At 61.3% G+C, this 23,359-nt stretch carries 22 protein-coding genes; 13 read left to right on the forward strand and 9 right to left on the reverse strand.

Translation table 11 applies throughout. The features are described 5' to 3' along the window. Positions 1–8: 8 nt before the first annotated feature. Positions 9–1,349 carry an extracellular solute-binding protein gene (locus tag CIK74_RS07515; RefSeq protein ID WP_096255219.1) on the reverse strand — a complete coding sequence of 447 codons (1,341 nt, stop codon included), beginning with the start codon at positions 1,347–1,349 and terminating at the stop codon, positions 9–11. Positions 1,350–1,530: 181 nt separating this feature from the next. Between CIK74_RS07515 and CIK74_RS07520 the strand changes: the two genes are divergently transcribed. From CIK74_RS07520 to galE, 5 genes are all read left to right on the forward strand, one after another. Beyond that, positions 1,531–2,133, forward strand: coding sequence for a TetR/AcrR family transcriptional regulator (locus tag CIK74_RS07520; protein WP_096255221.1), 603 nt, complete (start codon positions 1,531–1,533; stop codon positions 2,131–2,133). A 288-nt stretch (positions 2,134–2,421) separates the two neighbouring features. Continuing rightward, positions 2,422–3,213 (forward strand): DeoR/GlpR family DNA-binding transcription regulator, encoded by a 792-nt coding sequence (locus CIK74_RS07525; protein ID WP_096255223.1) that lies wholly within the window; start codon positions 2,422–2,424, stop codon positions 3,211–3,213. Beyond that, positions 3,210–4,325, forward strand: a complete 1,116-nt coding sequence (gene galT, locus CIK74_RS07530) for a galactose-1-phosphate uridylyltransferase (protein ID WP_096255225.1) — start codon at positions 3,210–3,212, stop codon at positions 4,323–4,325. Before CIK74_RS07525 ends, galT begins: the two co-directional genes overlap by 4 nt. Next, positions 4,322–5,518 carry a galactokinase gene (gene galK / locus CIK74_RS07535; RefSeq protein WP_096255226.1) on the forward strand — a complete coding sequence of 399 codons (1,197 nt, stop codon included), beginning with the start codon at positions 4,322–4,324 and terminating at the stop codon, positions 5,516–5,518. Before galT ends, galK begins: the two co-directional genes overlap by 4 nt. Continuing rightward, entirely contained in the window at positions 5,515–6,477 is a 963-nt protein-coding gene (gene galE, locus CIK74_RS07540; RefSeq protein WP_096255227.1) for a UDP-glucose 4-epimerase GalE, read from the forward strand. The genes galK and galE overlap by 4 nt, the downstream gene beginning before the upstream one ends. A gap of 12 nt (positions 6,478–6,489) precedes the next feature. Here the strand turns inward: galE and CIK74_RS07545 are convergent, their stop codons facing one another. Continuing rightward, positions 6,490–8,130 (reverse strand): amidohydrolase family protein, encoded by a 1,641-nt coding sequence (locus tag CIK74_RS07545; protein WP_096255229.1) that lies wholly within the window; start codon positions 8,128–8,130, stop codon positions 6,490–6,492. Positions 8,131–8,242: 112 nt separating this feature from the next. On the opposite strand from CIK74_RS07545, the gene CIK74_RS07550 reads away from it, so the two are divergent. Both CIK74_RS07550 and CIK74_RS07555 read left to right on the forward strand, forming a co-directional pair. Next, a complete protein-coding gene (locus CIK74_RS07550) occupies positions 8,243–8,908 on the forward strand; it encodes a TetR/AcrR family transcriptional regulator C-terminal domain-containing protein (RefSeq protein ID WP_096255231.1) in 666 nt (221 codons plus the stop codon). A gap of 348 nt (positions 8,909–9,256) precedes the next feature. Beyond that, the gene (locus CIK74_RS07555) at positions 9,257–10,618 is read left to right on the forward strand and encodes an APC family permease (RefSeq protein ID WP_096255233.1); all 1,362 of its coding nucleotides are present in this window, start codon (positions 9,257–9,259) and stop codon (positions 10,616–10,618) included. A 59-nt stretch (positions 10,619–10,677) separates the two neighbouring features. Here CIK74_RS07555 and CIK74_RS07560 read toward each other — a convergent pair whose 3' ends face one another. After that, positions 10,678–11,472, reverse strand: coding sequence for a carbon-nitrogen hydrolase family protein (locus tag CIK74_RS07560; RefSeq protein WP_096255235.1), 795 nt, complete (start codon positions 11,470–11,472; stop codon positions 10,678–10,680). Positions 11,473–11,623: 151 nt separating this feature from the next. Next, positions 11,624–12,655 carry an aldo/keto reductase gene (locus CIK74_RS07565; RefSeq protein WP_096255237.1) on the reverse strand — a complete coding sequence of 344 codons (1,032 nt, stop codon included), beginning with the start codon at positions 12,653–12,655 and terminating at the stop codon, positions 11,624–11,626. 195 nt (positions 12,656–12,850) lie between these two features. Here CIK74_RS07565 and CIK74_RS07570 point away from each other — a divergent pair, with 195 nt between their 5' ends. Then, positions 12,851–13,447 carry a TetR family transcriptional regulator gene (locus CIK74_RS07570; protein WP_170947787.1) on the forward strand — a complete coding sequence of 199 codons (597 nt, stop codon included), beginning with the start codon at positions 12,851–12,853 and terminating at the stop codon, positions 13,445–13,447. Between the two features lie 14 nt (positions 13,448–13,461). On the opposite strand, the gene CIK74_RS07575 is transcribed toward CIK74_RS07570, so the two are convergent. Continuing rightward, entirely contained in the window at positions 13,462–14,049 is a 588-nt protein-coding gene (locus CIK74_RS07575; protein WP_096255240.1) for a TetR family transcriptional regulator, read from the reverse strand. Positions 14,050–14,131: 82 nt separating this feature from the next. Here CIK74_RS07575 and CIK74_RS07580 point away from each other — a divergent pair, with 82 nt between their 5' ends. Then, a complete protein-coding gene (locus tag CIK74_RS07580) occupies positions 14,132–14,908 on the forward strand; it encodes an SDR family NAD(P)-dependent oxidoreductase (RefSeq protein WP_096255242.1) in 777 nt (258 codons plus the stop codon). 86 nt (positions 14,909–14,994) lie between these two features. Here CIK74_RS07580 and CIK74_RS07585 read toward each other — a convergent pair whose 3' ends face one another. The 3 genes from CIK74_RS07585 to CIK74_RS07590 form a co-directional block, all read right to left on the reverse strand. After that, positions 14,995–15,939, reverse strand: coding sequence for a CHAD domain-containing protein (locus CIK74_RS07585; RefSeq protein WP_141392899.1), 945 nt, complete (start codon positions 15,937–15,939; stop codon positions 14,995–14,997). Positions 15,940–16,058: 119 nt separating this feature from the next. Then, positions 16,059–16,289, reverse strand: a complete 231-nt coding sequence (locus CIK74_RS18500) for a hypothetical protein (protein ID WP_141392900.1) — start codon at positions 16,287–16,289, stop codon at positions 16,059–16,061. A 95-nt stretch (positions 16,290–16,384) separates the two neighbouring features. Continuing rightward, positions 16,385–17,158 carry an IclR family transcriptional regulator gene (locus tag CIK74_RS07590; RefSeq protein ID WP_096255245.1) on the reverse strand — a complete coding sequence of 258 codons (774 nt, stop codon included), beginning with the start codon at positions 17,156–17,158 and terminating at the stop codon, positions 16,385–16,387. A 217-nt stretch (positions 17,159–17,375) separates the two neighbouring features. Between CIK74_RS07590 and CIK74_RS07595 the strand changes: the two genes are divergently transcribed. From CIK74_RS07595 to CIK74_RS07610, 4 genes are read left to right on the forward strand one after another with little or no spacing between them, the layout of a single operon-like run. After that, entirely contained in the window at positions 17,376–18,761 is a 1,386-nt protein-coding gene (locus CIK74_RS07595; RefSeq protein WP_096255246.1) for an NAD-dependent malic enzyme, read from the forward strand. A 54-nt stretch (positions 18,762–18,815) separates the two neighbouring features. Beyond that, the gene (aceB, locus tag CIK74_RS07600) at positions 18,816–20,444 is read left to right on the forward strand and encodes a malate synthase A (RefSeq protein WP_096255248.1); all 1,629 of its coding nucleotides are present in this window, start codon (positions 18,816–18,818) and stop codon (positions 20,442–20,444) included. Continuing rightward, positions 20,441–21,694: an aldolase/citrate lyase family protein gene (locus CIK74_RS07605; RefSeq protein ID WP_096255250.1), complete on the forward strand. Its 1,254-nt coding sequence runs from the start codon at positions 20,441–20,443 to the stop codon at positions 21,692–21,694. Before aceB ends, CIK74_RS07605 begins: the two co-directional genes overlap by 4 nt. Before the next feature lie 10 nt (positions 21,695–21,704). Beyond that, positions 21,705–22,538, forward strand: coding sequence for a bifunctional allantoicase/(S)-ureidoglycine aminohydrolase (locus CIK74_RS07610; RefSeq protein WP_096255251.1), 834 nt, complete (start codon positions 21,705–21,707; stop codon positions 22,536–22,538). A 58-nt stretch (positions 22,539–22,596) separates the two neighbouring features. Here the strand turns inward: CIK74_RS07610 and CIK74_RS07615 are convergent, their stop codons facing one another. Further along, positions 22,597–23,295 carry a maleylpyruvate isomerase family mycothiol-dependent enzyme gene (locus CIK74_RS07615; RefSeq protein ID WP_096255253.1) on the reverse strand — a complete coding sequence of 233 codons (699 nt, stop codon included), beginning with the start codon at positions 23,293–23,295 and terminating at the stop codon, positions 22,597–22,599. Positions 23,296–23,359: the final 64 nt, after the last annotated feature.

Genomic DNA, 23,359 nt, shown 5'->3' on the forward strand with positions numbered 1-23,359 from the left:
CGGCGTGCTCACGATGCCTCCTTGCGGATCTTCAGGCCCTTGTTGCGGAATACCGCAATGATTTCCTGCTCTGCGGATACCACCGAATCGACCAAGCTGGTTCCGGCGGCTTTCCGGCGGAATCCGTCGGAAAGGATATTGAAGGATTGCTGGGTGACCGGCCACCAGCTCCAATTGGGATTCTGCGATTTGCTGGCTGGGACAATGACTTGCTTGTTGTACGATTGCCCGCCGAAGAATTCGGAGGGGCCTTCGCGCGACTCGCCGATGATGCCCGGAACCGGTGACCAGCCAATGCCGCTGTGCGCGATTTCGTTGCTGATCCCGGCTTCCGTGGACGTCATCCAGGCGGCGAACTCCAAGGCCTCATGCGGATGGCGGCTATTAGCCAGAACCGCAACCGTCGATCCGCCCAGGTAGCTGGAGCCGTATCCGCCCGGGGGCCACTTCGGCATCGATGCGACCCTCCATTTGCCCTGTCCGCCAGCGACAGAGCTGACAAGCGCATCAGCCCAGTTCCCACTGGTGACAGAGGCGAGCTGGCCGGATGCAGCCGCAGCATACCAAGACGGGCTGAAGGGCGAGATCGCGGTAGTTACGACATCTTCGTCGATGGCCCGGTCGAAGAACCTGGCGACTTCCAGTGTTGCGTCGTCGGTCATATTAATGACCCAGCCGTCGTCGGATGGCCGAAGCCATTGGGCTCCTGCTTGTGCCGCGTAGGACACGAAGTAGGAGGCATCACTGAGGGAGAAGCAGTCGATGTAGCTGTTGGCTTGACGCAGTTCTGACCCGATCTCGGCCCATTGCGCCCATGTTTCCGGGGCGACGGCGCCGACTTTGTCCAGAGTTTCTGGCTGGTAGAACATTGCCATCGGCCCGGAATCCTGAGGCATGCCGAATATTCCGTTGGGAAAACTGACCTGGCCCCACAGTGATGGATCATATCGGTGAGCGTACTGCTGCGCACCGTACGCCGCGAGATCCACGACGCCATTGACGAGCATGAACTCCGGGAGGGTGCGGAATTCGATTTGGGCCAGATCGGGTCCTCCGCCTGCTGCGAGAGCAGAGTAGAGCTTTGGGTATCCGCCTTGATTTCCACTGGGGATCCAAACCGCCTCAACATGGATATTCGGATGCATGGCGTTGAAAGCATCTGCGACTCGCTGGATATCCTTGAGCCAGCTCCAATATGTCAGCCTGACTTTTTCTCCTGGGGCGGCCGGCGCAATGGTTGGCATGGCATCTGCAGACCGGGGGCCTGCGGTGCCGCATGCAGTCATTACGCCCAGGGCGGCGGCGCCCAGGCCGGCCTTGAGAAGGCGGCGTCTTGTTGTCAATGGCATCCGTGCTCACTTAAAAGTAGTTTTCTTTATGGTGCCCGGGACGAGGGCATGTGAAATAGGTTACAACAAAAATAGAGTGATTACTCAGTTTTGGTTAAATTTCTTGTTTGCCGATCATGCTGGCTTGCTAGGCCGATGCATCATTTTCGAATACTGCTGGGCCTACCTACACTGAGTAACTGTGACGAGCAATGAATCCGGCCGCCGCCGGCGCGGTCCATATGCCAAATCTGCAGCCCGAAGGGAACAGATCGCCCAGGCTGCCCTCCAGGTATTCGGCGCGCGGGGGTATCGCGGCGGAACTGTGCAGGATGTTGCCGACGCGGCAGGCATGAGCCAAACCAGCGTTTTGCACCACTATCCGAACAAGCAGGAACTTCTCATTGCCGCTCTCAAGCGCCGCGACGCCGTCACCGACGGCACGCCGGGCACTGGTGAGTGCTTTGCCCAGTCCATTGTCGAGCAAGCGCAATTCAACGAGGGTGCCGCGGAGTTGATCGAGCTCTACGCAGCCCTTTGTGGGGAATCAACCACTTCCGATCATCCGGCGCGCTCGTATTTCAAGGCCCGCTTCGAGTGCTTGCGCGGCGAGTACGGCGCTGAATTCGAATTCATGAAGAGCATTGGTCGGCTGCGCCCCGGGGTGGACCCGCATGTGGCGGGAGCGTCGCTGCTGGCCCTGTGGGACGGGATCCAAGTGCAGTGGCTCTTGTCTCCCGACGATGTTGACATGGCTGGCACCCTCAAGGCGTATCTGGACCTGGTCATTTTGCCTGAATCATGAGGGGTGTTTGCCGAAATTGGCTCCGGGGCGCCGTAGCCGCGCGAAAATCCAGCTCCCCACTGCGCGCGGACTTGGCGCAAGCAGGGCGAAGCACTTGCAGCGGCACGCCGGAGCGATGATCCCGAAGTATTTTCGGGGCTGATATCTACGTTCTCGGGCTGCCCGGCAAGTGGACGGTTCTGGTTGAAAATATGTTCAAATGTGTTCAAATATGTTTGAGTGTGTTTGAATTAGGGTTGTATCGCTTTACGGAGCGTGTTATTTCAACCTGTCTGCCAAGGAGTCCCGATGAGCGAGAACTTCCCAACCCAGCGTCGACGGCGGATTCTGGATAGAGTTCGTGCCAACGGTGCAGTCAAGGTAGCCCAGTTGGCTGAGGAATTTGGCGTTTCGCACATGACAGTGCGCCGTGACCTGGACCGCCTGGTCAAGGACAGCGAATTGCATAAGGTCCACGGAGGCGCACTGCTCCAGGAATCTGCGTCTGCTGAAGAGCCGGGATTCCAGCGCAAGTCAACTCTGCAGTTGCCGCAGAAGGCGGCCATTGCCCGTGCGGCGGCGCAAATGGTTGAACCAGGAATGTCCATCTCCCTTACGTCGGGGACTACGACCTATGAGGTGGCCCGTCTGCTGCGGGCAGTCCCCGACCTCACGATTGTGACCAACTCTCCGCGCATCGCCGACCTCCTACAAGATGCCCCGGCTGCAGGCCAGACCGTGCAGCTCACCGGTGGCCTGCGAACGGTATCCGACGCGTTGGTCGGTCCACTGGCCACTGCGGCCCTGCGGACACTGCACGTCGACCGATGCTTCATGGGGGTCCACGGGTTCAGCGTCCAGGACGGAATCACGACACCGAACATGCTCGAGGTGGAAGTCAATCGACTTTTCCTGGAACGCTGTGACAGCCGCGTGGTCGTCGCGGATTCCAGCAAATGGTGCTTGGCCGGTTTGTACTCCAGTGCTCCATTGCACGAAATCGACACACTCGTCAGCGACGACGGCTTGGACGAGACGGCCGTCGAGGAACTCCGCCAGCACATCGAGAACTTGAAAATTGAAAAGGTGGTCGAATCATGAGCGTTACCGGCAGGATCCCTTCTGGCCTGATATCACACCGGGTCCATCACCTGGCCGATGGCCGCGAGGCGATCTTCTTCGCCGATGCCAATGCCATCGCCCCCGAACCGGCACCCGACGCCAGGGCGCTGGATCCGCGTGGGGAACCTGGACAGCTGCGCTACGACCGGTTGACCGGAGACTGGGTAGCCGTCGCGGCCCACCGGCAGTCGCGCACCTACCTTCCGCCCAAGGAAGAATGCCCGCTGTGCCCTAGTACCCAGGGCCGCCACAGCGAAATTCCGGCCGAGGATTTCCACGTGGTGGTTTTCGAGAACCGCTTCCCCTCGCTGGGACCGGATCTGGGCCGGATCCCGGCCGCTGCTCCGGTGCAGGTTCCTGCCCCGGCCTATGGCCGCTGCGAAGTCGTGGTGTTCACCCCGGAGCACGAGGGTTCCTTCGCCTCGCTGGATGATGCCCGGGCGCGCACCGTCATCGACGCGTGGGCGCAGCGTACCGCGGCCCTGTCGGCGATGGAAGGCATTGCCCAGGTGTTCCCATTCGAGAACCGAGGCCAGGATATCGGCGTGACCCTGCACCACCCGCACGGACAGATCTACGCCTACCCCTACCTGACCCCGACCGCCACCAAGATGGCCGCCCAAGCGGTGGGCCACCTGGAGAAGACCGGACGCACCCTGATGGGCGACATCCTGGACTTCGAACGCAAGGAAGGTACGCGCATGGTTGCTGCCGGCGAGCACTTCTCCGTGTTCGTGCCTTTCGCTGCACGCTGGCCGTTGGAAGCGCACCTGGTGCCGCATCGCCACGTGCCGGACTTTGCCGCGCTCAATGAGGCGGAGAAAGGCGAGCTGGCCGTGGTGTACCGCGATCTGTTGCGCGGATTCGATGCCCTCTATGAGACTCCCACCCCGTACATTTCCGCCTGGCACCAGGCGCCGGTGGCAGGCAAGGAACGTGAAGCTTCCCGCCTGCACCTGCAGCTGACCAGCCCGCGCCGGGCCGCCGACAAGCTCAAGTTCCTGGCCGGCTCCGAAGCGGCCATGGGTGCATTCATCAACGACGTTCCAGCCGAGCAGACCGCGGCACGACTGCGCGAGGTCATGCCATGAGCATCAGCGACTCCAAGGAAACCACGCAGCGCATGGCCGCTTTGCACCAGAAGTTCGCCAAGATCTACGGGCACCAGCCAGAAGGCATCTGGCGCGCCCCGGGACGGGTTAACCTGATCGGCGAGCACACCGACTACAACATGGGTTTTGTGCTGCCCTTCGCCATCGACAAGAATGCGCTGGTGGCTGTGCGCCGCAAGACGCAGCTCGACGCGGATCACCAGACACTGGATTTCGCGTCTACCTACGGGTCAGGGGAACACCCGCCGATCACCTCCATCACCTTCGATGAGCTGGTGCCGCGCGCGGTTCCCGGCTGGGCAGCGTACCCGGCGGCCGTGCTCTGGGCGCTGAACCAGCTCGACGGGGTGGAACTTGGCGGGATCCAGCTGTTGGTGGACTCCGATGTTCCGGTGGGTTCGGGACTGTCCTCCTCGCACGCCCTGGAAGTGGCAACCATCGTGGCGTTGGATGACCTCTACGAGTTGGGCCTGTCCAAGGTGCAGATGGCGCAGTTGACCCAGCGCGCCGAGAATGAATTCGTCGGCGCCCCGACAGGCATCATGGACCAGAGCGCCTCGCTGATGTCCCACGCCCAGCACGCCCTGTTCCTGGACTGCCGTTCCATGGAAACCCAGGCGGTGCCACTGCCGCTGGCACAGCACGATGCGGTGGTGCTGGTGATGGACACCCGGGTGGAGCATTCGCATGTTGATGGCGGGTACGCCGCCCGGCGAGCCAGCTGCGAGCAGGCCGCCGCCGCCTTGGAAGTCCAGTCGCTGCGCGAAGTCACCGTCGTGGCCGAGCTTGAAGCCATCGAGGATCCGGTAGCCAAGCGGAGGGCCATGCACATCGTGACCGAGAACCGCCGCGTGCTGGACACCGTCTTCGCACTGCGCGAAGGGGACGTGGAAGCCGTGGGCAAACTGCTGTACCAGTCCCATGAATCCATGCGCGATGACTATGAGATCTCCAGTGAGGAACTGGACGTTGCCGTGGAAGCTGCGATGGCCGCCGGAGCCATTGGCGCGCGCATGACCGGTGGAGGTTTTGGCGGCAGCGCGATCGCACTGATTTCCGTGCAGCAGATTGCTCCGGTCAGCCAGGCGGTAGAGACCGCTTTTGAACGGGCCGGGTACGCGCGGCCCGCCATTTTTACCGTGATTGCAGACGAGGGAGCAGGCAAAGCATGAGTTGGCTAGTGACCGGCGGAGCCGGATATATCGGATCGCATGTGGTGCGCTCGCTGACTCGGGCGGGACTGGAGCCGGTGATCGTGGACTCGATGTCCAGCGGTGTCCGCGGATTTGTGCCAGAAGAGGTGCCCTTCTATTCGGTGAGTGTGCTGCAAACCGAGAAACTCACCGAAATCATGAAACGGCACGAGATCTCCGGGGTGATCCACCTGGCCGGCTACAAGTACGCCGGGGAGTCGGTTAAGCATCCGCTGCTGACCTTCGAGCAGAATGTCACCGGCACGGCGCATCTGCTCGAAGCCATGGAGAATGCCCGGGTGCAGAATATGGTCTTCTCCTCCTCGGCCGCCGTGTACGGCACCCCGGATGAGGACCTCGTCACCGAGGCGACGGGCACCTTGCCAGAATCCCCGTATGGGCAGAGCAAGCTGATCGGTGAGTGGCTGATCCGCGACCAGGCGGTGGCCCACGGATTGCGGCATACCTCGCTGCGCTACTTCAACGTGGTCGGTTCGGGAAGCGAAGAACTCTACGATGCCAGCCCGCACAATCTGTTCCCGCTGGTTTTTGCCGCGCTGAACGCGGGCAAGGTCCCGAAGATCTTCGGCACGGACTACAACACGGCCGATGGCACCTGCGTACGGGATTACGTGCATGTGGCCGACCTGGCTCTGGCGCATGTCGAAGCGGCCAAGAAGCTGGCGGCCGGAGAAGAGCTGGAACCGGTCTACAACTTGGGTTCCGGCGACGGGGTCTCGGTACGCCAGATCATGGATGCGGTGGCCCGGGTGACCGGCGAGGAGTTCACCGCCCTGGAAGAAGCCCGCCGGCCGGGGGATCCCGCGAGGATTGTCGCCGATGGCAAATTAGCCGCCCGGGACCTGGGCTGGCAGATGCGCCACAGCCTGGATCAGATGGTGGACAGTGCCTGGCGGGCCTCGGCGCATCGGCGCTGAGCAGGTGCTTACCTAGCTCGCGCTCGCCGGGAGCGGTTCGGGCGAATCGAGTTCCGCATGGGTATCCACTCGAACGCCGTCCAGGTAGGTTCCAAGCACCTCGACGGTACACAGTTCCTCGGGGGAGATCGCCAGCGGATCTGCCGCGAAGACGGAGAGGTCTGCTGGCATGCCCAGAGTCAGGCGCCCGCCGGTCGTGCCGGTGCTTTCATAGACGTTGGCGGTGTAGCCTTCCAACGCCTCTCGTGCCGAGAGCCGGTGGCGTGGTTGTGCGCTGTCGCTGTCGGGCACCTCGGTACGCCGGCGGGTCTGCGCATCGGCCATGATCAACCGCGGGTCAAAGGGGGCGATAGGCCAGTCGGAGCCCAGCGCCAGCACCAGTCCGGCGTCCTTGACGTCGCGTAGCCGGAATGCAAACTGCGCGCGGCGCTCACCGAGGCGCCGGGACCAGGCGTCCGAGCCGTCGGCGCGCACAAAATGGGTGCAATGCGTAGGCTGCATGCTGATGGTTGCGCCCGAAGCCTGCAGCCGGGCGAAGTCCTCATCATTGATTTCTTCCAAATGCTCAATGCGGTGCCGTAATCCATCCTTGGGCAGGGCGGAAATCGCCGAAATGACAAAACCGATGCCCCGATCCCCAATGGCATGCGTGGTGGTGGTAATTCCGGCCGCGGCTAGCGCATTGAGATTCCTGAGGTACTGCTTCGGATCCAAATACAGTGAATCCATGGATTCGCCTTCGGTATCCGGTTCGTAGAGCCACGCGGTGCCGTTGTCCACGGTCCCGTCAATCATGAGCTTTGCGCCGCGCACCTGCCAACGCCGGCCGTGTTGTCCCTGTAGCTCGATGATCCGTTCCAGCGCTTCGGCGCCGTCGCTCGCCATCAGCCAAGGCGCAATCCGCAGCTTGATGGGAAGATCGCCGTACTGTTCGAGGCGTCGGAAGACCTCTAGGGAATCGGGGTCGGCAAAATCGAGCATTTCTCCGCCGGTCAGCCCGCTGGCGGCCATCTCGCGCAGCAGCCGGTAGACGGCGTGCACCTTGTCGTCAATGCTCAAAACGGGCAGGGAGCTCTCGACAAGCGCCATGGCAGCAAACTCCCGCAGGAAGCCGGTGGGATTGCCCTGCAGGTCAACCACGACGCTGGAACCGTCGGTAAAGCTTTCCGTGCCGCTGATGTCCGCAAGCTGAAGCATTGCCTGCGAAGCGAGAGCCGAATGGGCATCGAAGCAGGTGACGTAGCTTGAACGGCCGGGTGCTGCCGCTTCGAGAAACTGCCCGTTGGGTTCGGCCGATCCGAAGATCGCCACATTCAGCCCATGTCCCAAAAGGATCTGATCGGATTCTCGCGTGCGTGCATACTCAGCGAAAAGGTGGGTCGCTTCTTCCACGGTTCGGGCATCGCCGAGGAAAATTCCGCGGGTGACAGACTGACCGAAAACCGGGTGGATATGCGCATCGACGAGCCCCGGGGTGATGGCGGCATCGCCGTGGTCGATAATTTCCGTATCGGCGGTGAGCCAATCCCGCGACTGGTCACGGTTGCCGAGATGCGAGATCACTCCGTCGGTGATTCCCAGTGCGGTTATTTCCTGCTCCTGAGTCAGCGTGTGTATGGTCGCTGCGTACAGCACCGTCTGGGGTCCGTGCATGGTTTCACTCCAAGATATTAATAGTGTTAATTATTTTTGAGTCTAACCTCGGAACCACCGAGTGTCCATGGTTGGATGGAGGTGGAATTGTCGAAGAATCGGGATGGTCTGAATGTCGCAACGAGTCGCCGGCCGGCCGGCCACGCCAATCCTGTCGCAGCAGGGAATTGTCGATGCCGCTTTCGCCCTGCTTCAAGACGTGGGGCCGGAAGAATTTTCCATGGGGCGGCTGGCCCGCGCCTTGGATGTGCGGACACCGGCGCTGTATAACCACGTGGAGAATCGGCAGCATCTGGTGAACCTGATGCGTCGAGACATGGTGCGTTCCATCGACCGAAGCATGCTTGCCGACCTGCCCTGGACCGAAGCGCTCTTCCACTTTGCGGTGTTATTCCGCGAAGCCTTGCTCCGTGTTCCCGCAGCCGTTGAGCTGATTGTCGCTACACCGATCTCCGAAGAGTCCGAATCGGGAGTGATCTACGAAGAGATGGGACGGCTCCTGCGCCGTGCAGGTGTTGCCGTGCCGAGAATCTTGATGGTGATGGTTGCCATTGAGTCGCTGGTGGTCGGCGCGGCATTGGACATCGTGGCACCCGGCGCGCATGTTGCCGCGCTACCCGAGCAGGGCGGTGAAGGCGGTGGCAACAGCCACGGGGAAGTCATGGAAAGCGGGGAAAAATATGCGCGGCAGGCTCGATCCACGGTTAGCGATCAATCCTTTGAATTTGGGCTACGTGCCATGATTGCTGCCATCGAGCGGGAAGTCGCCCAGCCTTAGTCTCGGTCGGGTTGAGCTGTCGCCATGTTTCAAACAAATTAATCTTATAAATTTCTTTTGAACATCGAGGTTGACTGAATGGGCTTCTTCGAGTTTTCCGAGTGATCAAAAAGTTCCAAGTCATTCTGCCTAAGTTGGCCGTAATTGCAGGGCTCAACTCGTTCTCCCGGTCGATCTCATGAGCTTTGAACGCCTTGCTGGCCACTATGACCCCCTTGCTAATGGTGAGGCCTATCACTACATTAAGTGAACGGTCTTCATTATTTTCGATGGTGCGCCTTCGCGTGCTGGAAAGTCCGTCGCTTCACGCGGCGGCAGCAGCGGGGCACCTGCAGAGAGGTAACGGTCATGAAACAGGCTCAGCAATATACGGAGGGCGTGACGGAGGCACCCACGCAGATGAACCGGGTACTGGGGCTTCCAAACCTCGTGCTCTTCGGCATGGTCTACATGGTGCCGCTGACGATCTTCAGTACCTATGGAATCGTCACGGAAATTACCGGCGGGCGGTTGCCGGTGGCCTATCTAATTACCCTGATAGCTATGCTGTTCACCGCCCGTTCCTACGGGCTGATGTCACGGGCATTTCCCGTCGGGGGTTCCGCGTATGTTTATGCACAGCGGTCATTCGGTTCAAATATCGGGTTCATGGCCGGTTGGGCATTGCTGCTTGACTACCTCTTTTTACCCATGATCAACTACCTGCTCTTGGGGATCTACCTCAACGAGTTTTTCCCGTCGATACCTCCGTGGGCCTTCATGCTAGCCGGGATGGCGCTGGTTACCGTGCTGAACATTATCGGCATCGTCTCGGTGGCCCGGACAAATATCGTGATCATCGGCTTCCAGTTCCTGTTCATCATCCTCTTCATCGGATTCTCCCTCGCGTACCTGCGGGGTCAAGCCACGGTAGATCTGTTTGCGCCCCTGCGGGGGACCGGGGACCCGGGTGGCTTTGCTCCGCTTGCCGCGGGAGCGGCAATTTTGTGTCTCTCGTTCTTGGGGTTCGATTCAATCACGACGTTCGCGGAAGAGGCACGCAATCCCAAGCGGGATTTGCCAAGGGCCATCGTGCTCACCACCCTGATCTGCGGATTTCTGTTCGTGGTGCTGGCCTACGTCTCGCATCTTGTCTACCCCAGCCACGAATTTACGAACGCTGATTCCGCTTCCATCCAAGTTGTCTTCGCGGTCGGCGGGCAATTCCTGTCGATCTTCTTCACGGCTGGTTTCATTTGCGGTGCAATGGGTTCTGCCTTGGTATCGCAGGCATCGGTGTCACGGATCCTCTACAGCATGGGCCGCGACGGGGTGCTGCCGCGCCGAGTATTCGGCTATCTTCATCCGCGGTTCAAGACTCCAACATTTGTCATCCTGATCGTTTCCGCCGTCTCACTCACCGCGCTTTTTGCCAGCCTGGAAATGGTGTCCGCCATGATTAGCTTCGGAGCGCTGGTGGCGTTTTCGGCCGTAAACCTCTCGGTCATCAAATATTTCTTCCTGGCCCACCGGCACCGCGGATTGGCAGCCACCATTAATTATCTGGTGCTGCCGCTCATTGGCGTGGCGCTGACTATTTGGTTGTGGACCAGCCTCAGCGCATTGTCCTTGACGTTCGGTCTGGCTTGGATCGTTTTGGGGCTGGGATATCTCGCCTATGTAACCGGTGGATTCAAGCGAAAAGCGCCGATGCTGGATCTTGCCGAGTAAGTCTTGTCTGGCAGGCCCGATCCTTCTGGTTCATGCCAGGAGGAAGCCCGGCCGCCGGCCTACAAGTCCACAGCGTTGGCGAGTACGGGCAGTTGCTTTCGAGCGTGCGCGACCTGATCCAGATCAAGGTCAACTACCAGCAGCTGCGGTTCTGTGCCCGCCTGGGCAATGATCCGGCCCAAGGGGTCCACCACCACGGAATGCCCGACTCCCAATGGTGCGGCGCCCGTAACCTGCCGGCCAATGCTGGCAGGGTCGGCCTGGTCAACGGCCACCACAAAAGTCGTGGAATCCAGGGCTCTGGCCTGAGCCAGAGTGGTCCACTGTTCGGCCTTGCCCTCGCCCTGGCCCCAGGAGGCGGCGACGATATTAACCTTGGCTCCCGCCCGGGCATGGTGGACGAACAATTGGGGGAATCGCAGGTCATAGCAGGTGGCCAGTCCGACAATGGTGCCTTGGTGGTCAAACTGCACCGGAGTGTTTCCGGCGGTCACGGTATCCGACTCGGAAAAACCGAAGGCGTCGTAGAGGTGGATCTTGTCGTAGTGCGTATCGACACCATTGCCTGCGACCAATAAGGTGTTCCGCACCCGGCCTTCTTGGCCCGGGGTGAACATGCCCACGGCGATGGTGATGCCGATGTCGCGGGCCTGCTGGCGGACTAACGTAGCCCACGGCCCGTCTAAACGCTGGGCAAAGTCGGCTAGCGGGTGGCCAAAGGACACCTGCATGGCTTCGGGAAAGACCACCAATGTTGCGCCGGCTGCTTTCGCTTGCCGCGCATGATCACGGATGGTCACCAAGTTTCGCTGCGGATCTGCGGTGCTCAATACCTGAGCCAATGCGATTCTCATGGTGGGCTAGTCCTTCCTCGCCAAATACTGGAAATACCCTACGCTCGAAACTCTACGCAGTAGCGGTGATAAGCGGCAACGGGTGGCAGAGCTGAGCGGTTGAACAGCCAGTGCGGATGAATGCTCCGGGTTTAACCCGCGGGGCTCAGCACTATAAGTTCGCCATCTGCTGTTCTTCGCGGCCCTTGGAAACAGAATAGATGTCTCGTTGACGTTCGCCGTCGACTTGAGCAGCCAAGGCATCCAACTCGTTCATTGATAGTTCGGAGAGCCGAATGTTCAGCGCCTCCAAGTTGTCATCAAAATGGGCACGGAAGCGGGTGCCCGGAATTGGTGAAACGGCCACGCTGTGGCGGTCAGCCTGCTCGTAGACCCAGCTCAGCGCCACCTGCGCCGTGGAGAATCCTTCACGTTCGGCCACGGCCTCGATGACCTTTCGCAGCCGCAGATTCCGCTTCATGCTCGTTGGTTCGAAGCGTGGGAAATTATGCCGGATATCGCCGGACTCCAACTGCTCCAGCGAGTCCACCTGTCCGGTGAAGTAGCCGCGGCCCAGCGAGGCATAGGGAACCAAACCGACCCCGAGCTCGCATGCCGTCGGAAGCAGCCAGCGCTCAATATCCCGGCTGAAGATCGAGTACTCCATCTGAATTGCGGTGATCGGGTGGATTTGATGTGCCCGACGAAGCTCGTTGGAGGTTACCTCGGATAATCCGATGTGTTTGATCTTGCCGGCTTGAACCAGTTCAGCGTAGGCTCCGACGGTCTCCTCGATCGGCACGCGGCTATCAACCCTGTGGTAGTAGTACAGGTCCACTTCGTCGACACCGAGTCGTTGCAGGCTCGCATCGAGACATTCCTTGATGAAGGCCGGATCGCCATTGGCTCGTGGATCGCCCGGGTTTTTTGGGCGAACAATGCCAGCCTTGGTGGCCAGCGTAACTTCATCGCTGCGCGTCTTGAGCACCCGGGACAGCAGGGACTCATTATGTCCTTCGCCGTAAATGTTGGCGGTGTCGAGGAAAGTAACTCCGCTATCGATGACGTGATTTAGGGTGCGCAGAGATTCGTCATCCTCGGCCGAGCCATAGGGTCCGCTAAGTGACATGCTCCCGAACCCTTGACCGGTTATCTGCAGCCCTTGCCCGAGCTCGATGGTGCCTACCTTGATGTCCTGTGCCATGCGAATCCCTCATGTCTGCATTGTTATCTATTATCGAGCCTAACTAAGAGGTCCTAAGTATGACGTCAAAACGGGTTGATTGTTGAGATTCGTTAACTTGCCTCTATGCGACACGCCGAGAATAAATTGTCCCTGATATGGGCAAAGAGACTGAGTCTCAAAAGAGGTCGATCATCTCAGAGTAAAGTTTTTGCCATGGTCCCTGCGGTGCGTGAACGAGTGCGCGAGAAGATGAAGGTCGAGTTGGCAGAACAGATCTATACCCTGTTCGCCGAGCAAGGACTGGAGAACGTTACTGCACAGCAAGCCGCTCAATCAGTGGGCATTTCCCGGGCTACCTTCTTCAGGTATTTCTCCTCGAAGGAAGATGCGGTGATCACCGCCCTAGGTTCGCTGAATGTGCATTTTTCTGAAGCGTTGGCGTCCATGGCCTCTCATCCTGGAGAAAGCCTGCTGGAACTTTTGCGCCGAAGCTTTGAATCGACGGTCGTGGCCGCAGAACAAGACCCAGAAGCCCTACGGGGACGAATTCAGCTGGTGTGGGGGAGTCCCGCGTTGCGCGCCAGCTGGCAAGAATTTAGACGTGAGCAGCAGGCTTCCCTGGCGCAGGCATTATCGTCATTTTGCGCCAACGTTCGTCGGGCGGAAACCTCTGCGCTGCTGGCCATGGCGCTCTATGACCACGCGTTAGTTCGCTGGGTTAGCGCGCCCGAAGAAAGCTTGCGCGAAATCCTAGATGAAGCATTCGACTTTGCCGCCATGATCGATGATCAGTGGGCCGGCGCGAAATAGCTTCCGCAGTGGGGCTACGGCAGGCGAAGAACTTTCATGGCGTTCGTGAGGAACTGAGCGGGGCTGAGTTCGTTGGATTGCGCCCAGCGGATCCACGCAGAGAAGGTGACGCTGCCAAAGGCCACCGAAAGGTAGTGGGCCTCATCTACGCTGAGTCCGCCGTCCACTAGATGCTGCAGCATTTGCCCGTTTTGCGGGGCCATCCGCAGGGGCGCCTGGGCCAACAGTTCGGGTTGTTCTGCGATCAGACGCAGTCGGCCGCGGGTGACTTCCAGATCCGGTAGAGATCGCAGGGCGGCTTGGATTGCCTCATGCATGGCGTCCAGCAGCCGCATGTCAGAGCCTTGTGCGGCATCCAATGCCTGTTCTGAAATTTCAGCGGCTTCGAGCAGTCCTCCCCACACCAGATCCGCCTTGGATGCGAAGTAGCGGTAGAGGCTTTTGCGTCCGATTCCGGCCACTTCGGCAATTTGCGCCATGGAGACCTCGCCGTAACCGTGTTTGGCAAAGAGCTCTAAGGCGGTGCGGGCAACCAAATCCGGATTGATGCTCTGCGGGCGTCCGGAGAGGCGTATGGGGGAGAGATCCTGAGTGTCCGGCATATCTCAAGTATGACGCATTGAGTTATGACACCCTGTGTCATAACATGAAGTTATTATTCAAAAACACTCAAGAGGAGCAGGTATGAGCACCGAAAACCTTTGGCAGGAAAAAATCACCCCGGCACGTTTTGACGGCAAAACCGTCATTGTCACCGGTGCAGGCTCGGGCATCGGCAAGGCGACCGCCCTGCGCGTGGCAAAGGAAGGCGGCAAGGTGATCGCTGCCGATATCAGTGGCGAGCGTCTGGGCGAATTGGTCGCGGAAAATCCGCAGCTGAGCATCGTTGTAGTAGCCGGCGACATCACCGACCAGCACGTCATTGACCAGATCGTTGCCGCTGGCGAAGGCAAAATCGATGCCCTGGCTAACGTCGCTGGAATTATGGACAAGTTTGAGCCCATCCATGAAATCGAAGACGCCACCTGGGAGCGCGTGTTCAACGTGAATGTGAACTCGATCCTGAAGCTGACCCGGTCCGTAATGCCGCCAATGCTAGCGGCCGAAAACGGCACGGTGGTGAACGTCGCCTCTGAAGCTGGGCTGCGCGGCGCGGCAGCCGGCGTTGCCTACACCGCCTCGAAGCATGCGGTGGTTGGCATGACCAAAAACTCGGCCGTCATGTACGGGAAGAAGGGAATCCGCTTCAACGCAGTCGCCCCCGGTGCGGTGCAGACCAACATCGAAGCGCCAATGGATTCAGCGTATGCCCAGCAGATGATTGCGCCGCTGATGAGCATCATTCCCGGGATGGCAACCGCGGCTCAGCTGGCAGCCTCGATTACCTTCCTGCTCAGCGACGACAGCACCAACATCAACGGTGTGGTGCTTGCCTCGGACACCGGGTGGAGCGCCATTTAAGGCCTGAGGAAGATGGTCCGGGTGCGCTTTTCTGGAATTTCAATGACGTTTGGGCGAAATTTCAGATGGGCCCTGAAGCCAGAAATTCAGCGACGTAAGCGCAGGTCCGGGGAATTTCTCCGGACCTGGAGGTATTGCTTCACCGCTGCTTCCGCGATGCGTCGTTCCACGCTGATTATGCGTTCGCAGGCCTGCCGGGTTTCCGCTGGAAGAGCGGGATCCTTAATGGCTTTCTCAAGATATGCGCGGGTCATCACGCTGTCCTGATGGTTGCCGAGGATGCGTTGCAGCTTGCGGACCCTGCGGCCCAACGCGAGCGCATGTTTGGGGTGGATCGCCGCTGTCGCTTCAGTGGCGTGCAGCAGTCGTTTAGTGTCCTTGCGCAGCCGGTGCAACGCTTCCTCGCGCCCGCGTCCGGGTTTGCTTCGCAGCGTGGCCCGGAATGAGCGATCCGCAAGCCGGGCTTGAATGTTGACCAAGGTGGCGATCTTGGCCCGGGTTGGCCGGTCAACCGGGCCGGAAGCCGGGGGATCATCTCGAAATTGTTCGAGATTCTTCAGGAGCCGGCGGTAGCGTTTGGAACCCAGCCGCCTGCGTGTCCGCTCGTATCCGGTGGTGTATTCCGTGTGGAACCCATGTTCGAGTGCTTCGGAAATTTTCGTGGTTTGCCATTCGGCTGGCAGATCGTTGATGCGGGTGCGAAGCCGATCGAGGATGACTTCAGCATCCCGGGCGTGGCCCAGGACCCCGGAAAGCCATTTCAATTCCCGACTCAGGAATTGGCAGGAGTCCGTTTCGAGAAAGTTTCCGTAGATTTCTAGGACCGAGCGCAGACGCCGCGTTGCGGTCCGCATGCCGTGGATTGCCTCGGGATCTCCAGAACGTGCCCGTGGCTCTTGGGCACGGAGCTCGGCGAATTGATCGTTGAGGAATGAAAGGGCTACGCCAAGCATCGACGGTTCCACGCCGGTTGAGGCGCCGGTGACGCATGATCGAGCTAAGGGATTCCTGGGTGATCGGGAATTGGCCACGCGGCGGCTCCTCTCGATTCTTTGGTCGACATGCCCGATTCTAGATCGCTGGCATGAACGCCGGTAGAGGTTGAGGGGCTCGGGCAGGGCAGCTCCTGGGACCAACGGCCGCGGGTGATTTATGAAGCAGCCCGGCTGAGCATCGAAGCATCATTGCTCAAGTTCATTTCTGGGCTGGAAAGTACCTCGCAGCACAATCCGCTAGCCGGTCCGATGCCCATTAAACCTATGGCTCGTTGACGCCGGGCAATATTGCTCAAAATCTGCGGAAGCGAATCGCCAGTATCTGCACCGAGGGGCTCGCTTTGTGCGCTGACGATGTCAAAAGAGCATTCAAGGTGCAGACCCATGTTGAAGGCAGGCGGGGCTTGCCTCGCTAGCCACCATGCGGGCAATGCTGCCCCAGCCCGGAAGGGGATTTTGCGCGGGCGACGGTGAGTGCGGATTATTCCGCCACGGCGACCAACTGCCGGCCCAGCTCTCGGGCGGCTTCCTGCAACTCCGGCACGGCCGATCTGATAAATACTTCGTCCACGCGGGTGACCGGCCCGGAGACCGAGATGGCCATCGGGGTCGGCGCCCCGGGAACCGGAACGGCGATGCAGCGCACGCCGAGCTCTTGCTCTTCTTCATCGATGGCGTACCCGCGCTCACGGGTGGCTTCAACATCGGTGAACAGCTTGCCCAGGGTGGTGATAGTGTTGGCGGTCTTCGGCGGCATGCCTGCCTGGGCGACCAGGCGCTGCACGCGTTCGTCGTCTAGTACCGAAAGCACCGCCTTGCCGACTCCCGAATTGTGGAGCATGGCGCGCCGGCCCACCTCGGTGATCATCCGCATTGAGTGCGGGGACTGCGCCTGGGCAATATAGGTGACCATGTCGCCGTCCAGTACCGCGATGTTGGCTGATTCGCCCAGCTTGCCTACCAGTTCCTTGAGCACCGGGGAGGCCAAGGCGCCAAGCTGGCGATTGGCCACCTCGCCCAGGCGGATCAATCGTGGGCCCAGCGAGTAGCGGCGGTTGGGCAGCTGGCGGACGTAGCCAACGCCAACCAGGGTGCGCAGCAGGCGATGAATGGTGGGCAGCGGCAGGGGAGTGTCTGCGGCCAGCTCGCTGAGCGCCGCTTCGCCTCCGGCCCGGGCGATGACTTCCAGAAGTTCAAAGGCTCGTTCAACGGACTGAACTCCACCGGTAGTGGACTTGCTGGCGGTCTGCGTCATCTGCTGCTCCTTCTAGGGTACTGATTTTGGAAGTAGCTTACGTTTTAGTTCTACGATGCGAAATCCTAGCCCCCAGAATACCCCGAAAACTCCATTTTCTTCCACGATCCGAAAATTAATGGCAAAAAAATCGTGCTTCAGCACACAAAACCCTCTTGCATTTTCATTTTGAGGATAATAGTATCCACTATACGGAAAACATTTACAGGAGGATCTGATGGCAGCACCAAGCCCGGGATATTCGTTGACGCTTCGCGTAGAGACCCCAGCATCGATAACCGCGACCAGCGAACTGGCCGCGGCGGTAGGTTCAGCTGGTGCCCACATCACGGCCTTGGATGTCACCGAATCGCACCATACCCACATGGTGGTCGACGTTTCCTGCAACACCGCCGACGTCGCCCACGGCGATACGGTACGCGATGCCCTGAACAATCTCGACGGGGTGAATGTCCGCAACGTTTCGGACCGCACCTTCTTGATGCACCTCGGCGGAAAGCTTTCGGTGACGCCCAAGGTGGCGCTGCGCAACCGCGATGACCTCTCCCGGGCCTATACCCCTGGTGTTGCCCGCGTCTGCATGGCAATCGCGGAGAATCCGGCAGATGCCCGCAACCTCACGATCAAGCGCAATACCATCGCCGTGGTCACCGACGGGTCGGCCGTGCTCGGGCTGGGCAATATCGGTCCGGCCGCCGCGCTGCCGGTGATGGAAGGCAAGGCAGCGCTGTTCAAGCAGTTCGCCGACGTGGATGCCTGGCCGGTCTGCCTCGACACCCAGGACACCGACGAGATCGTCAGCATCGTCAAGGCCTTGGCCCCGGTCTACGGCGGGGTCAACCTCGAAGACATTGCCGCCCCGCGCTGCTTCGAGATCGAAGCCCGCCTACGCGAGGAGCTGGACATTCCGGTCTTCCACGACGATCAGCACGGAACCGCCATCGTGACGCTGGCCGCCCTGGTCAATGCGCTGAAGGTAGTGGACAAGGAGCTCGCGAACCTGCGCATTGTGGTTTCCGGCGTCGGCGCCGCCGGCAATGCCATCATCGCGCTGCTCAAGGCCCGTGGCGCACGCAATATCGTCGCCTGCGGACGCAACGGAGCGATCAACCGCAGCGAACGCTACACCGATGCGCACCGGACCTGGCTGGCCGAAAACACCAACCCCGAGAACTTCACCGGAACGCTGAAGGAAGCCGTGGTCAACGCCGATGTCTTCATCGGCGTTTCGGCGCCAAACGTTCTGGACGAAAACGACATCGCCGCGATGAACGAACGCGCGATCGTCTTCGCCATGGCCAACCCGGATCCGGAAGTGGACCCCGCGGTCGCAGGCCGCCACGCAATGGTGGTCGCCACCGGGCGCAGCGACTTCCCGAACCAGATCAACAACGTGCTGGCCTTCCCCGGATTCTTCCGCGGACTGCTGGACGCCGGCGTTGCCGAGATCACCGACGCCATGCTCTTAGCCGCGGCAGATGCGATCGCCGCCCGGGTTGCACCGGAAGAGCTGAACCCCGGGTTTATTGTCCCTTCGGTCTTTGACCCGCTGGTCGCCGGGAACGTGGCCGCCGCGGTGGTCCAAGCGGCCGGAAAGCAGTAGACCCGCACGTAAATATTGTCGCTGGAACACGACACTGACAGGTTAAGGAGCACCATGACCATCTCAATTACACGAATCCCAGAGGTAAGCGGCGCACAAGCGATTCTCAGCGCTGAGGCGCTGGCTTTCATTGAAAAGCTGCACGAAAAGTTCGCCGGCACGCGCGACGAGCTGCTGGAAGCACGCGGTGCGCGCCGCCAGCAGTTCTCCGAGGCGCGCGCCATCGACTTCGACCCGCAGACCGAGGCGGTGCGCACCGGTGACTGGAAGGTCGCCGAGGCCCCCGCAGCGCTGCGCGACCGCCGCGTGGAGATCACCGGCCCGGCAAGCCCGGCCAAAATGGCCATCAACGCGCTGAACTCAGGCGCCAAGGTCTGGCTTGCGGACCTGGAGGATGCCTCGACCCCGAGCTGGTCCAATGTCATCGACGCGATCGCCAACCTGAACGCGGCGGCCCGCGGGGATCTGTCCTTCACCTCGCCGGAAGGCAAGACCTACGCGCTGCGCACCGACGCGCCACGCGCGGTTGTTGTGGTCCGCCCCCGCGGCTGGCACCTGCCGGAGAACAACGTGCTGATCAACGGCAAGCCCGCCATCGGCGCGCTGGTCGACTTCGGCCTGCACTTCTTCCACAATGCCAAGGTGCTCGCCGAATCGGGCCAGGGGCCGTTCTACTACCTGCCGAAGATGGAGCACTACCTGGAGGTGCGCCTGTGGAACGAGGTGTTCACCTTCGCGCAGGCGGAGCTGGGCATCGAGTACGGCACCGTGCGCGCCACGATGCTCATCGAAACGATTCCGGCGGCCTTCCAGATGGAAGAGTTCCTCTACGAACTGCGCGACCACGTCTCGGGTCTGAATGCCGGACGCTGGGATTACCTGTTCTCCATCATCAAGACCTTCCGCGAGGCGGGCGACGCGTTCATCATGCCGGACCGCTCGGCCGTGGCCATGACCGCACCGATGATGCGCGCCTACACCGAGCTGCTGGTCAAGACCTGCCACAAGCGCGGCGCCTTCGCGATGGGAGGCATGGCCGCCTTCATCCCGAACCGCCGAGAACCAGAGGTCACCGCCGCGGCCTTCGCCAAGGTCCGCGAAGACAAGAGCCGCGAAGCCACCGACGGCTTCGACGGCTCCTGGGTTGCCCACCCGGACCTCGTGGAAATCTGCCGGGAAATCTTCGACGCCGCCTTGGGAGATAAGCCAAACCAGATCGACCGCCAGCGTCCAGAGGTCGAGGTCACCGCCGCGCAGCTGCTCGACGTGGCCAGCGCCCCGGGCGAGGTCACCGAGGCCGGGGTGCGCGCCAACCTGTACGTCGCGGTGAACTACGTGGCCGTCTGGCTTTCGGGCAACGGCGCGGTAGCCATCCACAACCTGATGGAAGATGCCGCGACCGCGGAGATCTCCCGCTCGCAGATCTGGCAGCAGATCCGCAACGAGGTCGTGGCCGCCGACACCGGCAGCACCATCACCACGCAGCTGGTCTCCACGATCCTGGCCGAAGAGGTTGAGCGGCTGCGCTCCGAAGTCGGCAACGCGGAACAGTTCGCCGCCTACTACCAGCCGGCAGCCGAGCTGATCGCCACGCTGACCAGCGGCAAGGATGAGGACTTCGCCGACTTCTTGACCACCCCAGCGTACGAACTATTGGATAAGGAATTCGTGACCAAAGCATGAGCAATCTCTTCGATGAGTCAACCCTAGCGGCCGTGGAAGCACGGCTGGCCGACACCGACAAGCTCCTCGCTCACGGCTACCCGGGGGAGAGCGGAGCGCGCCAGCCGGTGCACACCGTGTACGTTCCCGGGGACCGGTTCACCGGCGAACTTGCCGCGCAGTGGGGCGCCGCAGCCCTCGCGGTCGCCGGCGGTGCCGCGGGACTCGGCGAGCTGGCGGCCACGCTGGGACTCGCCGAGCCCGAGCGGCTCGGTGCCTTGGCGGCGGCCAAGCTAGAGGTTGAACCCATCGAAGATCTGCGCCTCGATTTCGAGGATGGCTACGGCAACCGGCCGGATGCCGAGGAGGACGCGCACGCACTAGCCGCCGCCGACTCGGTATCCGCCGCCGTAGCCGCCGGGCAGGCTCCGGCCTGCCTGGGCATCCGCTTCAAATGCTTCGAGGCCCCGACCCGGGCCCGCGGCATCCGCACCCTGGATCTTTTCATCTCCCGGCTGCTTGAAAACGGTCCGCTGCCCGACGGGCTGCGGCTGACCCTGCCCAAGGTCAGCACCGTAGCTCAGGTCGAGGCGATGGTATTCCTCGCCGAGAAGCTGGAGCAGAATCATGGGCTCGAAGCCGGAGAGATCCGCTTCGAGGTGCAGGTAGAGACGCCGCAGGTGATCATCGCGGCCGACGGAAGCCACCCGGTGGCGCAGCTGATCCACGCCGGCCAAGGCAGAATTTCCTCCCTGCACTACGGCACCTACGACTACTCGGCCTCCCTTGGCGTCGCAGCCGCCTACCAATCGATGGAGCACCCGGTCGCCGACTTCGCCAAGGACGTCATGCAGGTGGCGGTCGCGGGCACCGGGGTGGAGCTATCGGACGGCTCCACCAACATCATTCCGGCCGGAGACCCGGAGAATATTGCGGCGGCCTGGGCTCTGCATGCCCGACTGGTGCGCCGCCACCTGGAACGCGGGATCTACCAGGGCTGGGATATGCACGCGAATCAGCTGCCCACCCGCTACCTGGCAACCTTCGCCTTCTTCCGCGAAGGTTTGCAGGCCGCGGCGACGCGGCTGCGCAACTACGTCCACCGGATCGACTCGGCCATCATGGACGAACCGGCCACCGCGCGAGCCCTGGCCCGCTATATCCACCGCGGCGTGAGCTGCGGTGCGGTGAGCGCAGAAGAAGTCCAGGAACTAGCCCAAATCTCAACCGCCGAACTCGAAGCGATCGCGCTGAACCGTTCACATGCCTAGGAGGAACATCATGACCGCAGCAGCCGCGCAAAAAGCCGCGTACTACACCAACTTCGGCGGCCACCCGCCGCAAACAGACCTGTTGACCGATCGCGCGATCGTCACCGAGGCCTACACCGTCATCCCCAAGGGGGTGCTGCGCGATATCGTCACCAGCGTGTTCCCCGAATGGTCCAGCACCCGCGCCTGGGTGCTCAACCGTCCGGTGGCCGGGGGCGCCACCACCTTCGCCCAGTCCATCCTCGAAGTCTCTCCCGGCGGAGGAGCGGCCAAGCCGGAACCGCAGGCCGAGGTATCGGGATTCATCTTCGTGCTGGGCGGTGAATTGACCCTGGTGATCGAGGGCCAAGAGCATGTGCTCACCGATTGCGGCTACGCCTACCTGCCGGCCGGAGCCAACTGGTCCGCGCGCAACGACGGCGCCGAGGTGGCGAATTTCCACTGGATCCGCAAGCGCTACGAGCCGGCGGCCGGCGTGGCGGCGCCGGGGCCGGTAGTGGGCAACGAACGCGACGTGGAACCGGGCGAGATGCCGGGCACCGACGGCAAATGGCGCACCACCAGGATGCTCGACCCGAATGACATCGCCTTCGACTTCGGGGTGAATATCGTGACCTTCGAACCCGGGGCCTCGATTCCCTTCGCCGAAACCCACGTTATGGAACATGGCCTCTATGTCCTGGAAGGCAAGGGGGTCTACCGCTTGAACGGCGGCTGGGTCGAGGTCGAGGCCGGAGACTACATGTCACTGCGCGCCTTCTGCCCGCAGGCCTGCTACGCCGGCGGGCCGAGCAACTTCCGCTACCTGCTGTACAAGGATCAGAACCGCCAGGTCGCGTTGTAGGCCATTAAAGGGCGCTGGCTGCGGAACTCGTTGAGTTCCGCAGCCAGGGTGGGGCTTGCTACCAAGCAGGCAGGGCCGGGATCGGTCCATCTGCCTCGATGTGCCGCGCCTGGCCGCGGGCGAGCCATTCGATGAGGCCTTCGCGGTCCGAGCGGACCTTCAGCGCCCCGTCGCCGATAACCCATTCGTCGCCTTCTTCGGTCACCAGCGTCATGCCCGGGGCATTCTTCACGCGCATGGTGCGTACCGCGGCCTCCACGGCATTTTCCTGGGAATCCGGGTCCGCCTCCTCGATGGTCCAGGCGGTGTCCAGGTCGTGGTGGTGGATGACGATCTCCGCGATCCGAAGCGCCACGATGGAGGTCGCCGGGATGATCTTGCCGTGCAGATCCACCTCTTCGACCGCCAGCTCGCCGGTGAGGCGCTCGGACTGCTCGGCGAAGAACGCCGCCGCGTCGCGGAAACCGGCGAGCAGTTCTTCGCGGGGCAAGGCGGCAAGCTCGGCGATTTCTGCGTTGCGCGCCTCGGTGGACGCATAAAGCTGCTGCGGTTCGCCGGTAATGGCCCAATCGATGAGCTTGACCAGGGTGCGGCCGTTGGATGCTAGGTGGGCGATGACATGCGCACGGCTCCATCCCTCGCAGAGGGAATCGGCGGCCAGTTCATCGGCGGACAGGGTTTCAATCGTGGCCATCATCATCGAGGTTTCACGGTTGAGTCGGGAGAGATCTGAGTGCAATCGGGCGGTGTTGATCATGCTGTCACCCTACCAATGGGTGGTTTGAAAATGACTCGGAAAACCGGCTCTTCAGGATTCAGGG

Source organism: Glutamicibacter sp. BW77 (assembly GCF_002332285.1).
Lineage (GTDB): Bacteria > Actinomycetota > Actinomycetes > Actinomycetales > Micrococcaceae > Glutamicibacter > Glutamicibacter bergerei.